The organism is Flavobacterium sp. HTF (genome assembly GCF_003105115.1).
GTDB lineage: Bacteria > Bacteroidota > Bacteroidia > Flavobacteriales > Flavobacteriaceae > Flavobacterium.
Map to the genome: position 1 here is coordinate 65026 of NZ_QETH01000017.1, position 13553 is coordinate 78578.

Consider the following 13553-nt stretch of genomic DNA (forward strand, 5'->3'; position numbering starts at 1 on the left):
ATTAATCTTATTCCTCTGAAAAATCTGTGGTTTTTTTGTAACTTTTGCGTAAAATTATATAAGATATTGGCGTTGGATTATTAACCCAAATCAGAAAATTTTAAATAAATTGCGGCATATTCACGCCTAAAAAACTTCCAAATTATATATTTTATGGAAAGTAAAAAAAGTTACATGCCGATAAAAGTTCTCTTCAGTTACATTGTCTTACTGGGCCTTGTCATTACTGTGGGATGGTTTTTATACTCCGAAAATGTTGTTTACAATAAACTGGAAGATAAAATTGCACTTGAAAAAACAAAAATCCTAAGGGTCAGCAAGCTTTTTTCTAACGTTTATAAAACAGAAAGCCTCGCCCGAAAAACAATTCAGACAAACTCCGAAAGTGATTTTAAAAGCTATCTTATTGAAACGGATTCCTTAAAATCAAGAATTGATACCTTAAAACAAATTGTTACTACAGAATATCAGAAAACATTATTAGACAGCGTAACGTATTTACTATCTGAAAAAACAGATAATATCAAACAGTTAAAAACCATTAAAAATAAAGCTGAGGATGAAGTTTCTGTTAATACTGCTATTGACGAAATCACCAAAATGGAGTTTAAACTCCGTAAACTCGAACTTCAGGATTTTACTAAAAATCCGAATGAATTAGGCAGTTACCAAAAAAATGTGCTTCAGAAATATGTCGATTATCTTAATCAGAATATTCCGGATGACAGCACAAATACTTTGAGCAAACAGGCTTCTGATTCTATATTGGCCAATTCAAAAAAATTACTGAGCAACGTAAAACTAAAAGCGGAAAAAAAGAAGGAATCACTGAATTTTGAAGAAAACAAATTACTTAAAAATGAAATTGCCATTTCTGAACAGCTTCGAAAAGTACTTCGAATTATTGAACGCGAGATCATAATCAATTCCATAAAAAATAATTCACTTAAGGAAAAATCACTTAAAAAGGTCAATGAGATTGTTACGGTTTCTGCGATCATCGGTTTATTTCTTACGGTGTTTTTCTCTATTTTGATTGTGAGTGATTATTCGAAATCGCAGGTCTATAAAAAGCAGCTTGAGATCGCAAACTTCAAAACCAAAAACCTGCTTAAAAGCCGTGAACAGCTTATCTCTACGGTAAGCCACGACCTCAAAACGCCATTGAGTACCATTGTGGGCTATACCGAACTTCTTGGCAATTCTGATGTGAACACGAAGCAGTCCTATTTTATAAAAAATATTAAAAACTCGTCTAATTATATTTCACAGCTGGTACAGGATTTACTGGATTTTTCTCAAATCGAAGCCGGAAAAATCAGTATAGAAAAAGTTCCTTTCTCATTGCCAGAGGTAATCGAAGATGCCGCCAAAAATATTCAGACGGTCTATAAAGACAAACCAATTGATCTTATTATCAATATTGATGAAAAGCTAAATACGAAAATAGTTGGAGACCCGTTTCGTCTGAAACAAATCCTGACCAATATTGTTGGAAACGCCTATAAATTTACAGAACAGGGTTTTATAAAAATCAGCACCTATGTTACAGAAGACGATTTCTATACCATTACCATTGAAGATACCGGAATTGGAATTGAAAAAGGAAATCAGGAACTGGTTTTTGAAGAATTTGCACAGGCCAATGAAAATATTGAAAAGAAATATGGCGGAACCGGTTTAGGGCTTTCGATATGCAAAAAAATAATTTCTATCCTGGGAGGAAGCCTAAACCTTAAAAGTGAATTTGGAGAAGGAAGTACTTTTAAAATCATGCTTCCCTTATTATTTGACAATAGTGAAAATAAGGTTGCCGAAGTTATCAGACAACCGGCCAGTGTCAATATCAAAAAACAGACTTTTGTTGTGATTGATGACGATATTAATCTGCTGAATCTGACGAGTGGCGTTTTAAGGCAGGAAAAGCATACTGTTTTGTCTTTTGACAGAGCTGCAAAAGCTTTAGAAGCCATTTCTGCTACTAATTTCGATTTTATTATCACCGATATTCAGATGCCTGAAATGGATGGTTTTATGTTTATTGAGAAATTAAAAAACTCGAATAACACTACATTCAGGAATCAGCCCGTAATTGCACTTACCGGAAGGACTGATCTGGACTTTTCGGTTTATACACAGGCTGGTTTTACAACGGTTATCAAAAAACCTTATTCGCCTAAAGTGTTACTGGAAACGATTCATCATATTTTGGAAAATGGGAAAATTTCAGATACTGAAATCAAACCAACAGAAGAAATTACACCAACACAATTATATTCGCTGGAAACCTTAAAAGAGTTTTTGGGCAACGATGATGATGCCTTAAGGGATGTTATAAATTCATTTATTGAAAGTACAGGGGAAAATCTGGTCTATCTTAGCAAAGCAATTGCAGAAAAAAACCAGGATGAAATAAGTACAATTACCCACAGAATTGCCCCGATGTTTAAGCAGATTCAGTCTAATGATATTGCAAACACCCTGAAAGCTCTGGAAAAAAATGAATTTAACGATGAAGATCTGGAAAACGTTTTTGAAGGTTTAAAAACCAAAACCGAAATTCTTTTTGACTCTTTAAAACAAGAAGCCGTCTAATCGATATTATACTGCTTCAGTTTATTGTAAAGCGTTTTTCTGGTAATCTTCAGCAACTTTGCCGCTTCAGATTTATTATTCTGTGCTTTTGATAAGGCATGGATAATGGTTTCTTTTTCGTTTTCTGATAACGAAAAAGTATTGGTGGAATTCTGCTGTTTTTGGATTTGAAAAAATTCAGCCGGCAGCACATCGCTTTCGATATAATCTCCACGTGTCAATAATGTGGCACGTTTTACGCAGTTTTGTAATTCACGTAAATTTCCCGGCCAGCTATAATTCTGGAAAATTTTGACCACATCCGGAGAAAATCCGATAATTTCTTTATTTAACTGCTGATTGGCTTTCTCCAGGAAATAATCGGCAAAAACCATTAAATCTTCTCCTCTGTCTGTCAATGAAGGAGACTGAATCGAAAATTCATTAATCCTGTGATATAAATCTTCACGGAAATCGCCATTTTTTACTGCTTCACGCAAATCTTCATTTGTAGCGGTAATGATTCTTATATCAACATTTATTTCTTTGTTGCTTCCGACCGGTTTTATTTTTCGCTCCTGAAGCGCTCTTAGAAGCTGTATTTGATTTTCGTATGAAAGATTCCCTATTTCATCTAAAAAAAGAGTTCCTCCGTTAGCGGCCTCAAAATAGCCCATTTTGTCGCTAATAGCTCCGGTAAATGATCCTTTCAAATGTCCGAAGAATTCACTTGCCGCCAATTCCTTTGGAATGGCTCCACAGTCAACGGCTATGAAATTATTGTTTTTTCTGTTGCTTTGCTGATGGATACTTTTTGCAATAATTTCTTTTCCGGTTCCGCTTTCCCCAATTATCAAAACTGACATATCAGTCGGGCTTACCAGTTGAATGTGATCCAGCAATTTTTTTGAAGCTACAGAAATTCCTTTTACAAATTCATTTTCTGTGGCAGCAGCTTGTTTTTTTACGGGTTTGGTTTCTTTGGCGGGAGATTCGCTTTGCGGAGTTTGTAAAGCATTTGTGATAACCAGTAATACCTCATCAGGATTAAATGGTTTGGAAATATAATCTGCAGCACCGTTTTTAATCGCTTTTACTGCTGTATTCACATCCGAGTATCCTGTCATTAAAATTACAGGTATTTCGGGGTGAGAATTCTTAAATTCAGCCATAAGACCAATACCGTCAGAATCAGGTAAACGAAGATCGGTCAAAATCAAATCAAACGATTCGTTTTTGACAGCTATTCTTGCTTCTGCAGCAGAAAAGGAAATAGTAACTTCATATGCTTTTTTTACTAGGAACTTCTCTAATAATTTGCAGAATGAAATATCATCTTCTATTAATAAAATCTTTGGCATTTGTTTTTAGTGACTTTTTTGCTAAAATAATACTATTAAACTTGTATTCTCATAAAATTTTGCAAAAAAAAAGAGATTGTTTTATAACAATCTCTTTTTCACCAAAAACATAAATCTAATTCACCTAATTATATTTTCAACCAATTGCCATTGACATCTGAGTAAACAGTAGCCTTTTGGTCACCAACTGATATATCTAATTTATATTCCTTTTTATCGTTCACATAAGCTTTCACTAATTTTGCTCCCGGATAAGCAGTTTCCAAAGCTTTTTTTACTGCTGCCGGTACAGTATCTGCACTGATTTCAGTATATTCTGCCTGAACGCCTGCTTCAATATTTGCTTCTACTGAAGATGTAATTGTGGTAGCATAAATAGATAAACTTGCTAAAACGATTGCTGCTGAAAGAACTATCTTTTTCATAATAAATTATTTTTTAATGATATTTCCTGAAGCATCTGTGAATATAGTGTACTTCGTTTCTCCTTTTGAGATTTCAAGTTTATATTCTTTCTTTTCGTTTACATAGGCTTTTTCAAGCTTTGTTCCCGGAAAAGATTTTTCTATCGTTGACTTAACTGCTGCCGGAACAGCATCTGCGCTAACCTCAGTAAACTCATCCTGAATAATTACTGATTGATTCATTGAATTTTGTATTAAAGGAGAGGCTGCGTTAACAGTTAAACTTCCTAAAACGATTGCTGTGGATAATAGTAACTTTCTCATAATGATTGTTTGTTTGGGTTATCTGATAGTTTGTTTATTTTTTAAGGATATTTCCTTGAGCATCAGTGTAGATAGTTGATTTTACATCTCTTACAACAATGTCAATTTTATATTCCTTTTTATCGTTTACATAAGCTTTTTCCAGTTTTACTCCAGGATAAGCATTATCTAATGCTGTTTTGATTGCTGCCGGAACGGCATCAACTTCTTTATATTCATCCTGCGTTACTGTCTGAACCATTGGATTTTTTACTAAAACGGTTCCTGCCTGCGCTGAAAGTGTTCCCAGAACAATTGCAGCTGATAAGATTAATTTTTTCATAATGTATAATTTTTACGGTTACTTGTGGTTATTTTTTGATCCAGGTTCCGTCTGCATTTGCAAAAAGATTTCCTGTTTTATCTCCAACTGTAACGTCTAGTTTGTATTGTGAGTTTGCATTTTTATATGCTTTAGAAAGAACTGCATCAGGGTATGCTTTTTTAAGAGCATCTGTAACTGCTACAGGAACTTCTTCTAATTTTACCTCAGTATATTCATCTTGAACTGAGACTGTTTTTACGATTGTATTTGTTATTGGTGAAGTTGAGGCAAATGATGTTAAACCTCCCAAAACGATTGCGGCTGATAAAAATAAATTTTTCATGGTAGTTATATTTTAATATCGTTAATTTAATTTTAGTATTCTTGATCTGAATTTTCACGGGAACGCTGATTATTTTTTGATCCAGGTTCCGTCTGCGTTAGCATAAAGGTTTCCTACTTTATCTCCTACTGCAACATCTAGTTTGTATTCTGATTTTGCATTTTTGTATGCTTTAGAAAGTACTGCATCCGGATATGCTTTTTTCAAAGCGTCTGTAATTGCTGCCGGTACTTCTTCTAATTTGATTTCAGTATATTCATCCTGAATTGAAACTGTTTTTACTATTGTATTAGTAATTGGTGAAGTTGAAGCAAATGATGTTAAACCTCCCAAAAGGATTGCGGCTGATAAAAATAAATTTTTCATAATGTGTATATTTAAGTTATATAATAGTTTTGTTTACGCTTTAGATAATGAAATTATTATGCCGTAACTCAAAACCAACCATCAAAACCTTATAAACCCCTATAAACAAAGAGTTTAAATACATCGTGCCAAAATTGGGATATTATAAAAAGTGTGTAATCATTGCAAAAAGTGTGTAAAAAGTATACACTAAATGTGTTTACTTACCCGAAAAGCCATAAAAAAACCGGCAGATTTTTAATCTCTGCCGGTTCCGATAAATATATAAACTAAAAAAGGCTGTCAATGACAGCCTTTTAAATTATTCTATTGGATTCATTTTAAAAGTATCCATAAATGCAGTTGTATAATCTCCTGCAATATATTTCGGATCATCCATTAATTGTCTGTGGAAAGGTATAGTCGTTTTCACACCTTCGATTACGAATTCATCCAAAGCTCTTCGCATTTTGCTGATCGCTTCTTCACGAGACTGTGCAGTTGTAATTAACTTAGCAATCATCGAATCGTAATTTGGCGGAATACTGTAACCAGAATAAACGTGAGTATCTAAACGTACTCCGTGTCCTCCTGGCATATGAAGCGTAGTAATTTTTCCCGGTGAAGGACGAAAATCATTATAAGGATCTTCAGCATTAATACGACATTCTATAGCGTGTAATTCCGGTAAGTAGTTTTTTCCAGAAATTGGAATTCCTGCTGCAACCATAATCTGCTCACGAATCAAATCATAATCAATAACCTGTTCTGTGATTGGATGCTCTACCTGAATACGTGTATTCATTTCCATGAAATAGAAATTTCTGTGTTTATCAACCAGAAATTCTACTGTTCCTGCTCCTTCGTATTTAATGAATTCAGCAGCTTTTACAGCAGCCTCACCCATTTTAGCACGCAATTCGTCAGTCATGAATGGTGAAGGTGTTTCTTCAGTAAGTTTTTGGTGGCGGCGTTGTACAGAGCAGTCTCTTTCAGAAAGGTGACATGCTTTACCGTAAGAATCTCCAACCACCTGGATTTCGATATGGCGTGGTTCTTCAATAAGTTTCTCCATGTACATACCATCATTTCCAAACGCAGCAGCAGCTTCCTGACGTGCACTTTCCCATGCTTTTAAAAGCTCATCTTCTTTCCAGATGGCACGCATTCCTTTTCCTCCACCTCCGGCAGTAGCTTTCATCATTACCGGGTAGCCAATTTCTTTAGCTGTTTTTTGTGCATGCTCAAAAGAATCTAACAATCCGTCTGAACCTGGTACACATGGTACTCCTGCCGCTTTCATTGTAGCTTTTGCAGAAGCTTTGTCTCCCATTCTGTCGATCATTTCAGGAGCGGCACCAATAAATTTGATTCCGTGTTCCTGACAAATTTTAGAGAATTTAGCATTCTCAGAAAGAAAACCGTATCCTGGGTGAATTGCATCTGCATTTGTAATTTCTGCAGCAGCAATAATATTTGACATTTTCAAATACGATAAGTTACTTGGAGGAGGACCAATACAAACCGCTTCGTCAGCAAACTTAACATGTAGACTTTCTGCATCGGCTGTAGAGTAAACTGCTACAGTTTTGATTCCCATCTCTTTACATGTACGAATTACACGAAGTGCAATTTCCCCTCTATTCGCAATTAATATTTTTTTAAACATCTTATTTAAATTAAAAATTACAAATTCCAATCTCCAAATTCCAACTCATTGGATTTTGTAATTTCTCTATTGGAATTTTTAAAAATTATGATGGATCAACTAAGAATAAAGGTTGGTCAAATTCTACCGGAGACATATCATCTACAAGAATTTTTACGATTTTACCTGAAACTTCTGATTCGATTTCGTTGAATAATTTCATTGCTTCAATTACACAAAGAACATCACCTTTAGCAATAGTGCTTCCTACTTCAGTGAAAACTGGTTTGTCCGGAGACGGTTTTCTATAAAAAGTTCCAATAATTGGCGATTTTATAGTAATGTATTTAGAATCGTTAGCAGCTGGTGCTTCTGGAGTTACATTTACAACTGTCGGAGCCGTAACTTGCGGAGCTGTTGCCTGAGGCAATGCTTGCTGGGCAGGCAATTGCTGTACATAAGTTGCTTCTGTTACATTTGTTTCCAAAGTTGTTCTGATCGTGATTTTTACATCATCCATTTCTAACTTAACTTCTGCAACTCCCGAATTTGCAACAAATTTGATTAGGTTTTGAATTTCTTTTAAATCCATAATGATTCGTTTTTAGTTTAATTTATTTTTTATCGTAAGCCCATTTCAGGTAAATAGATCCCCAAGTGAATCCACCACCAAAAGCGGCAAAAATAATGTTATCTCCTTTTTTGAATAAGTGTTCAAAGTCGCTTAGGACTAATGGCAAAGTTGCAGAAGTTGTATTACCATATTTTTCAATATTCATTAATACTTTAGAATCTTCAAGTTCCATTCTTCCTGCAGTTGCATCAATAATACGTTTGTTTGCCTGATGCGGCACTAACCAGCTAACATCTTCGTTAGTCAGATTGTTTCTTTTCAGAATCAATTCACTGGCATCTGCCATATTGGTTACTGCATATTTGAAAACGGTTTTCCCGTCCTGAATAATATTATGTTGTCTGTTTTTTACGGTCTCTTCTGTAGTTGGTATCAGAGAACCACCGGCAGGAATTTTAAGAAAGTCGCGTCCTACACCATCGCTACGTAAATATTCATCTTGCAAACCTAAACCTTCGTAATTTGGCTCAAATAAAACAGCTCCTGCTCCATCTCCAAAAATAATACAGGTTGCACGGTCTGTATAATCTACAATTGATGACATTTTATCAGCACCAATTAACAATACTTTTTTATATCTTCCTGACTGCACATAGGCTGCTGCAGTAGACATACCATATAAGAAACTTGAACATGCAGCCTGCAAATCGTATGCAAATGCATTTGTAGCCCCAATTTCTGTTGCAACATAAACTCCTGTAGAGGCTACCGGCATATCTGCTGTAGCTGTTGCCATTATAATCATATCAATCTCTAAAGGATCAATGTTAGCTTTCGCTATTAAATCTTGTGCTGCTTTTATAGCAAGAAACGATGTTCCTTTATCAGCATCTTTAAGAATTCTTCTTTCTTTTATTCCGGTACGAGTGGTAATCCATTCGTCATTGGTATCAACCATTGTTTCCAATACCTTGTTCGAAAGTACAAAGTCAGGCACATAAGCTCCAACAGCGGTAATTGCGGCTGTGATTGTATTCATTATATTCTATATTTCCTTTCAAATACCTCTATTTGAAAAATTTTTAAAAGACTTGAAAATTACAAAAAAAAACAAAACAAATTTGTATCTATTTTCTTAAAAAACGAAAAGTATAACCAACAAAAAAAACTCTCACAAGGTGAGAGTTCCAATATTTTTTACAAAAACGTATTAAGCAACCGCTTCAGATTTATCGATAACAACTTGTCCTCTGTAATACATTTTACCTTCATGCCAGTAAGCTCTGTGGTATAAATGTGCTTCTCCAGTAATTGGACATGTAGCGATTTGAGCTACAGTAGCTTTATAATGTGTTCTTCTCTTATCTCTTCTTGTTTTCGAGATTTTTCTCTTAGGATGTGCCATTTTACTATATTATTTATCCGTTAATAGTTTCTTTAATTTTTCCCAACGCGGGTCAATATCTTCTTCTTCTTTATTCTCAACTTTTTCTTCTTTGACTCTTAATTCATTCAGCTTTGTTAAGGCTTCCGTCTGCAGACTTCCGTCTTTAACTCCCGGATGAACTCGTTTTTGTGGTACAGAAAGTGCAATCATTTCATAAATGTATTGTGCTACATCTATCTCGAACTCTCCATGTGGCAAAATCAGCAACTCTTCATTATCGTTGTTGAATTCATCTCCAAAACGAACAATCAGTTTCATTTTACCTTTTAAGGGAAGATCAAAATCTTCGCCAGTCAGATCACAAGGCACATTTACAGTTCCTTTGTGTTTAAAATCCAACTCCAGCATAGTGCTTTTCTTGTCTAAAACCAAACTTACTTTGATATCTGAATTTTGAAATTCGTCATATTCAAAGTTCTCAAAGAACGCATTATTTATCTGATACTCAAAATGGTGTTTTCCTAGTTTTAATCCTACGAAAGGAATTAAAAATTCTTTTGTTTTGCTCATTTCAACATCAATTTGAACAATTCATATCTGAAAACAGATATCTGAATTGGGGTGCAAAGATATAAAATTATTATAAATCTAATAATCTTATTGACCTTTTTTTGTTTATAACTGTTTTTCTTTTATTTTAAGAGGTTTTTGGCTAATCTCCTCATACTGATTACGCGAACGAAAAATATCAATTGCAAGATAAACTGCCTCTTTAAACGAATTGTAATCTGCCTCATCTTTTCCGGCAATATCATAAGCCGTACCATGATCCGGTGAGGTTCTCACCTTATTTAAACCCGCGGTATAGTTCACTCCTTTACCAAAAGAAAGGGTTTTAAACGGAATAAGTCCCTGGTCATGATAAGTCGCTACAACAGCATCATATTTCTCATACTGACCGCTGCCGAAAAAACCATCTGCAGGAAATGGCCCAAAAACCATCGTTCCGTTATCAAATATTTTTTTCAGGACCGGTTTTAAAACCAAATCATCTTCTTTTCCGATTACACCTCCATCTCCAGCATGTGGATTTAATCCTAAAACGGCAATTTTTGGTTTTACAATACTAAAATCTTCAATCAGTGATTTTCTTATTGTTTCTATTTTTCTGGTAATTAATTCTTCTGTCAGATGTGAGGAAACTTCATTCAGAGGGACATGATCGGTAAGCAAACCCACTCTCAGATTATCCTGCACCATCATCATCAGCGCATTCCCTTCTAATTCCTGATCCAAATAATCTGTATGTCCCGGAAATTTAAATTCTTCTGACTGAATATTGTATTTATTAATTGGAGCTGTAACCAAAACATCAATCTGATCTTCTTTTAATGCTTTTGTTGCAGCCACAAAAGATTTTATGGCATACTCCCCAATCTTCACATCGTTTGCCCCAAAATTAATATCAACTCCTTCTCTCCAAAGATTAAAAACATTAACCTTTCCCGGTACAACCTGATCTAATTTATCAACTCCATGAAACTGAACTGTTGAAGTAACACTTTTCTTAACAAAGGAAAGTATTTTTGCATTTGCAAAAATAACCGGTGTACAGAGTTCCAACATACGAGAATCTTCGAATGTTTTTAGTATAACTTCGCTTCCAATACCGTTTAAATCTCCTATTGAAATTCCAACAATTATATTTTCTGCTTTTTTATTCATGAGCTCAGTTTATTTATTACTAATTTTGATGTGCAAATTTAGTAAAATAAAACTACAATGTTCACAGGAATTATAGAAACACTAGGAAGGATTCACAAAATAGAAAAAGATCAAAACAACCTTCATGTAACTGTTGAGTCTTCTTTCACAAACGAATTAAAAATTGACCAAAGCGTATCCCACAATGGAATCTGCCTGACGGTTGTTGCCATAAAAGACAATTTTTATACTGTAACCGCCATTGATGAAACTATTTTAAAAACCAATATTGGAGACTGGGAGGTAAATGACGTTGTCAATCTGGAAAGAGGAATGAAACTGGGCGACCGTCTTGACGGACATATTGTGCAGGGCCACGTAGATCAGACCGGAAGCTGTATCAATATAGAGGAAGCAAACGGAAGCTGGAATTACACTTTTGAATATGATGAAAAACTAAACAACATAACGATAGAGAAAGGCTCCATCACAGTAAACGGAGTGAGTCTTACTGTTGTAAATTCTAAAACAAATCAATTTAGCGTTTCGATAATCCCTTATACTTTTGAAAACACAAATTTCAAAAATTTTAAAGTTGGAACTAAAATTAATTTAGAATTTGACGTTGTAGGAAAATACATTTCGAGACTTTATTCTATCAACAAATAAGTACAAATTATCCAAAAAAAGAAAAGCTTCAGTTTACACTGAAGCTTTTCTTTTTGAATTGTATGTATAGATAGTATAACTTCCTAAAATTAATGCGCCTGCAAACAGAATAATCAGATTCTGGTCAATTGGTGCTCCAGGGGGTGGCGGTGGTCCGTCATCATCAGCATCAGCTGTAGAACTACTGGATTTAGCCATTGGTGCCGGAGGTTTTGGCGCAGCTATAACACTTGAAACATTTATTAATATTAAAAAAAACACCAATAACAGGCTCTTAGATACTTTCATAAATTCCAGTTTATTGAAAATCGTTTCATTACAATCTTCAAAATTACTTCTCATATTATAATTCCCACAAAGAGAAAACCTTGTGAATTCCTTCCGCAAATGTAGAAGAATTTCATTCAAATACAAGTTTTTTGGACAAAAAAAAAGCTTCATAAAAATTTATGAAGCTTTTTGTGGTCCCACCTGTATCTCAATCAATGGATTTACATGCGCTTATGAATAATCATATAGAGGTTCAATTGCATTGACTGTGAAAATTTACATTACTATGGATTGCTAAGGGCGTATATGGGTTTGAGCATCAATTACTTATGTTTAAATCAAAACTATAGATTTAAGTCATAAAATGGATTTAGCAAATATAAAAATGCAAGAATTAGCATTCTCAATCGCTTAGTTCATGAGTTAAATCAAAGGCTAAAACATAAAATATTTCTCCTTCTCTATAACCGAAAACCCTAAATCTACCTGTAGCACTAAATTTACAAATATCACTTTCCTTTTTGTATTGACTAAAATGTGCCTGATCATGAAATTTTCGGTATGCCAAACCAGCTTTATTTTTCCCTTTTCCTCCTTGTTTAAGAATGCTATCCCATTCTAATGATGAAAACATATCAAAGCTATTATAAAATTCGTTTTCATCATTTTTATCCTTTATCAAGTCAAAACTTTGAGACTTTATTACTCTTGAAAAATTAATTTTCGTATCACTAAAACAACTTAAACAAAATTCATAAAATGATAAATGTCCTGATTCATAGTAATTCTTTGCAAATTGAAAATTATCGAAAAAATTAAATACGTTTTTTTGTATTTCTTCCTTAGAAACCCAATAATTAATAGCTTCATAAATTGATGGACAAAAGGAAATCACAGAACAATCTCTTTCAAAAGCTTCTGCAAAACATGTTTCATTAACATTATTATCTTCTATAAGATAAACATATTTTGAATCACACTTTTTATCATTATCCCAATATGGGTCATTAATAATTTTGGACATTTCTAATTTCAATTTTTTAATTTCATCCGATTTCCCATCAACATCTCTAGAAATTAGTATGCCATGTAAGGTTTTAGAATTATAAACTTCTCTCGAATATATGTCACTCTTCTTAAAAATCTCCACGTTCTTAGGCTTAACACGCAGAATCTTTAAAAATTTCAGTAATGAATTTATTCTGAAATCCTCAAATGATGAAAATTGATTATGAAGTGATAGCTCATTAATAATTATCTCCATATATCAAGCAAGATTTAATAATTCATCCAAATCATTATCAAATTGGTCAAACAAATCTTCTTTAACATTTATTACTCTACCATTTTCTGTTAAATCAATTTTGTGGTTTATTGATATATAATTTTCATCTAATTCAAAAAAATGAATCTTGACTTTTTCTTTAGAAATAGCATTTTTAAATACAGCTTTTCTAATTCCATTAAAAATATGATCTGAATGAGTTTCGATAATTAACTGAACACCAGAATTAGAAACAAATGCTAAAAAATAAGATAACTCAGATTGAGCTTTTGGATGCAAATGAATTTCAGGATTTTCAATTACTATGGTTTCATCCTTCTTAGCACTTAAACAAACTATTAAAATCCCGTATAGATAACTA

At 33.7% G+C, this 13553-nt stretch carries 17 protein-coding genes; 2 read left to right on the forward strand and 15 right to left on the reverse strand.

Annotated elements, in window-relative coordinates; genetic code table 11:
• Window positions 1-153 precede the first annotated feature (153 nt).
• On the forward strand, window positions 154-2595 hold the full coding sequence (locus DCO46_RS07675; RefSeq protein WP_116751975.1) for an ATP-binding protein: 2442 nt from the start codon (window positions 154-156) through the stop codon (window positions 2593-2595).
• Here the strand turns inward: DCO46_RS07675 and DCO46_RS07680 are convergent.
• The 12 genes from DCO46_RS07680 to pdxA all read right to left on the reverse strand — a co-directional run bounded on the left by DCO46_RS07680 (window position 2592) and on the right by pdxA (window position 10989).
• Window positions 2592-3935 carry a sigma-54-dependent transcriptional regulator gene (locus DCO46_RS07680; protein WP_116751976.1) on the reverse strand — a complete coding sequence of 448 codons (1344 nt, stop codon included), beginning with the start codon at window positions 3933-3935 and terminating at the stop codon, window positions 2592-2594. The genes DCO46_RS07675 and DCO46_RS07680 overlap by 4 nt on opposite strands.
• 128 nt (window positions 3936-4063) lie before the next feature.
• Window positions 4064-4360 carry a hypothetical protein gene (locus DCO46_RS07685; protein WP_116751977.1) on the reverse strand — a complete coding sequence of 99 codons (297 nt, stop codon included), beginning with the start codon at window positions 4358-4360 and terminating at the stop codon, window positions 4064-4066.
• Between the two features lie 6 nt (window positions 4361-4366).
• Entirely contained in the window at window positions 4367-4663 is a 297-nt protein-coding gene (locus DCO46_RS07690) for a PepSY-like domain-containing protein (protein ID WP_116751978.1), read from the reverse strand.
• Between the two features lie 34 nt (window positions 4664-4697).
• Window positions 4698-4985, reverse strand: a complete 288-nt coding sequence (locus DCO46_RS07695; RefSeq protein WP_116751979.1) for a hypothetical protein — start codon at window positions 4983-4985, stop codon at window positions 4698-4700.
• A 28-nt stretch (window positions 4986-5013) separates the two neighbouring features.
• Window positions 5014-5310 (reverse strand): hypothetical protein, encoded by a 297-nt coding sequence (locus DCO46_RS07700; protein ID WP_116751980.1) that lies wholly within the window; start codon window positions 5308-5310, stop codon window positions 5014-5016.
• Between the two features lie 69 nt (window positions 5311-5379).
• Entirely contained in the window at window positions 5380-5676 is a 297-nt protein-coding gene (locus tag DCO46_RS07705; RefSeq protein ID WP_116751981.1) for a hypothetical protein, read from the reverse strand.
• Between the two features lie 301 nt (window positions 5677-5977).
• Window positions 5978-7324: an acetyl-CoA carboxylase biotin carboxylase subunit gene (gene accC / locus DCO46_RS07710; protein WP_116751982.1), complete on the reverse strand. Its 1347-nt coding sequence runs from the start codon at window positions 7322-7324 to the stop codon at window positions 5978-5980.
• Between the two features lie 85 nt (window positions 7325-7409).
• Window positions 7410-7895, reverse strand: a complete 486-nt coding sequence (gene accB / locus DCO46_RS07715) for an acetyl-CoA carboxylase biotin carboxyl carrier protein (RefSeq protein ID WP_116751983.1) — start codon at window positions 7893-7895, stop codon at window positions 7410-7412.
• 22 nt (window positions 7896-7917) lie between these two features.
• Entirely contained in the window at window positions 7918-8916 is a 999-nt protein-coding gene (locus tag DCO46_RS07720) for a beta-ketoacyl-ACP synthase III (RefSeq protein WP_116751984.1), read from the reverse strand.
• Window positions 8917-9087: 171 nt separating this feature from the next.
• Window positions 9088-9282, reverse strand: a complete 195-nt coding sequence (gene rpmF, locus DCO46_RS07725; RefSeq protein WP_031455170.1) for a 50S ribosomal protein L32 — start codon at window positions 9280-9282, stop codon at window positions 9088-9090.
• A 9-nt stretch (window positions 9283-9291) separates the two neighbouring features.
• Window positions 9292-9834, reverse strand: coding sequence for a YceD family protein (locus tag DCO46_RS07730; protein ID WP_116751985.1), 543 nt, complete (start codon window positions 9832-9834; stop codon window positions 9292-9294).
• Window positions 9835-9939: 105 nt separating this feature from the next.
• On the reverse strand, window positions 9940-10989 hold the full coding sequence (gene pdxA / locus DCO46_RS07735; RefSeq protein WP_116751986.1) for a 4-hydroxythreonine-4-phosphate dehydrogenase PdxA: 1050 nt from the start codon (window positions 10987-10989) through the stop codon (window positions 9940-9942).
• A 57-nt stretch (window positions 10990-11046) separates the two neighbouring features.
• On the opposite strand from pdxA, the gene DCO46_RS07740 reads away from it, so the two are divergent.
• Entirely contained in the window at window positions 11047-11637 is a 591-nt protein-coding gene (locus tag DCO46_RS07740) for a riboflavin synthase (RefSeq protein ID WP_116751987.1), read from the forward strand.
• 33 nt (window positions 11638-11670) lie between these two features.
• Here the strand turns inward: DCO46_RS07740 and DCO46_RS07745 are convergent, their stop codons facing one another.
• From DCO46_RS07745 to DCO46_RS07755, 3 genes are all read right to left on the reverse strand, one after another.
• A complete protein-coding gene (locus DCO46_RS07745) occupies window positions 11671-11979 on the reverse strand; it encodes a hypothetical protein (RefSeq protein ID WP_116751988.1) in 309 nt (102 codons plus the stop codon).
• 331 nt (window positions 11980-12310) lie between these two features.
• Window positions 12311-13171: a hypothetical protein gene (locus DCO46_RS07750; RefSeq protein WP_116751989.1), complete on the reverse strand. Its 861-nt coding sequence runs from the start codon at window positions 13169-13171 to the stop codon at window positions 12311-12313.
• Window positions 13172-13174: 3 nt separating this feature from the next.
• Window positions 13175-13553, reverse strand: a 379-nt coding sequence (locus DCO46_RS07755; protein WP_116751990.1) for an AAA family ATPase, incomplete at its 5' end; no start/stop codon positions are given.

What these genes read in the sequence shown, in the direction of transcription:
- DCO46_RS07700 (WP_116751980.1), bottom strand. Translation starts at nt 5,310, where the DNA reads ATGAAAAATTTATTTTTATCAGCCGCAATCGTTTTGGGAGGTTTAACA.
- DCO46_RS07680 (WP_116751976.1), bottom strand. Translation starts at nt 3,935, where the DNA reads ATGCCAAAGATTTTATTAATAGAAGATGATATTTCATTCTGCAAATTA.
- pdxA (WP_116751986.1), bottom strand. Translation starts at nt 10,989, where the DNA reads ATGAATAAAAAAGCAGAAAATATAATTGTTGGAATTTCAATAGGAGAT.
- DCO46_RS07695 (WP_116751979.1), bottom strand. Translation starts at nt 4,985, where the DNA reads ATGAAAAAATTAATCTTATCAGCTGCAATTGTTCTGGGAACACTTTCA.
- DCO46_RS07740 (WP_116751987.1), top strand. Translation starts at nt 11,047, where the DNA reads ATGTTCACAGGAATTATAGAAACACTAGGAAGGATTCACAAAATAGAA.
- DCO46_RS07705 (WP_116751981.1), bottom strand. Translation starts at nt 5,676, where the DNA reads ATGAAAAATTTATTTTTATCAGCCGCAATCCTTTTGGGAGGTTTAACA.
- DCO46_RS07685 (WP_116751977.1), bottom strand. Translation starts at nt 4,360, where the DNA reads ATGAAAAAGATAGTTCTTTCAGCAGCAATCGTTTTAGCAAGTTTATCT.
- DCO46_RS07745 (WP_116751988.1), bottom strand. Translation starts at nt 11,979, where the DNA reads ATGAGAAGTAATTTTGAAGATTGTAATGAAACGATTTTCAATAAACTG.
- rpmF (WP_031455170.1), bottom strand. Translation starts at nt 9,282, where the DNA reads ATGGCACATCCTAAGAGAAAAATCTCGAAAACAAGAAGAGATAAGAGA.
- accC (WP_116751982.1), bottom strand. Translation starts at nt 7,324, where the DNA reads ATGTTTAAAAAAATATTAATTGCGAATAGAGGGGAAATTGCACTTCGT.
- accB (WP_116751983.1), bottom strand. Translation starts at nt 7,895, where the DNA reads ATGGATTTAAAAGAAATTCAAAACCTAATCAAATTTGTTGCAAATTCG.
- DCO46_RS07750 (WP_116751989.1), bottom strand. Translation starts at nt 13,171, where the DNA reads ATGGAGATAATTATTAATGAGCTATCACTTCATAATCAATTTTCATCA.
- DCO46_RS07690 (WP_116751978.1), bottom strand. Translation starts at nt 4,663, where the DNA reads ATGAGAAAGTTACTATTATCCACAGCAATCGTTTTAGGAAGTTTAACT.
- DCO46_RS07675 (WP_116751975.1), top strand. Translation starts at nt 154, where the DNA reads ATGGAAAGTAAAAAAAGTTACATGCCGATAAAAGTTCTCTTCAGTTAC.
- DCO46_RS07720 (WP_116751984.1), bottom strand. Translation starts at nt 8,916, where the DNA reads ATGAATACAATCACAGCCGCAATTACCGCTGTTGGAGCTTATGTGCCT.
- DCO46_RS07730 (WP_116751985.1), bottom strand. Translation starts at nt 9,834, where the DNA reads ATGAGCAAAACAAAAGAATTTTTAATTCCTTTCGTAGGATTAAAACTA.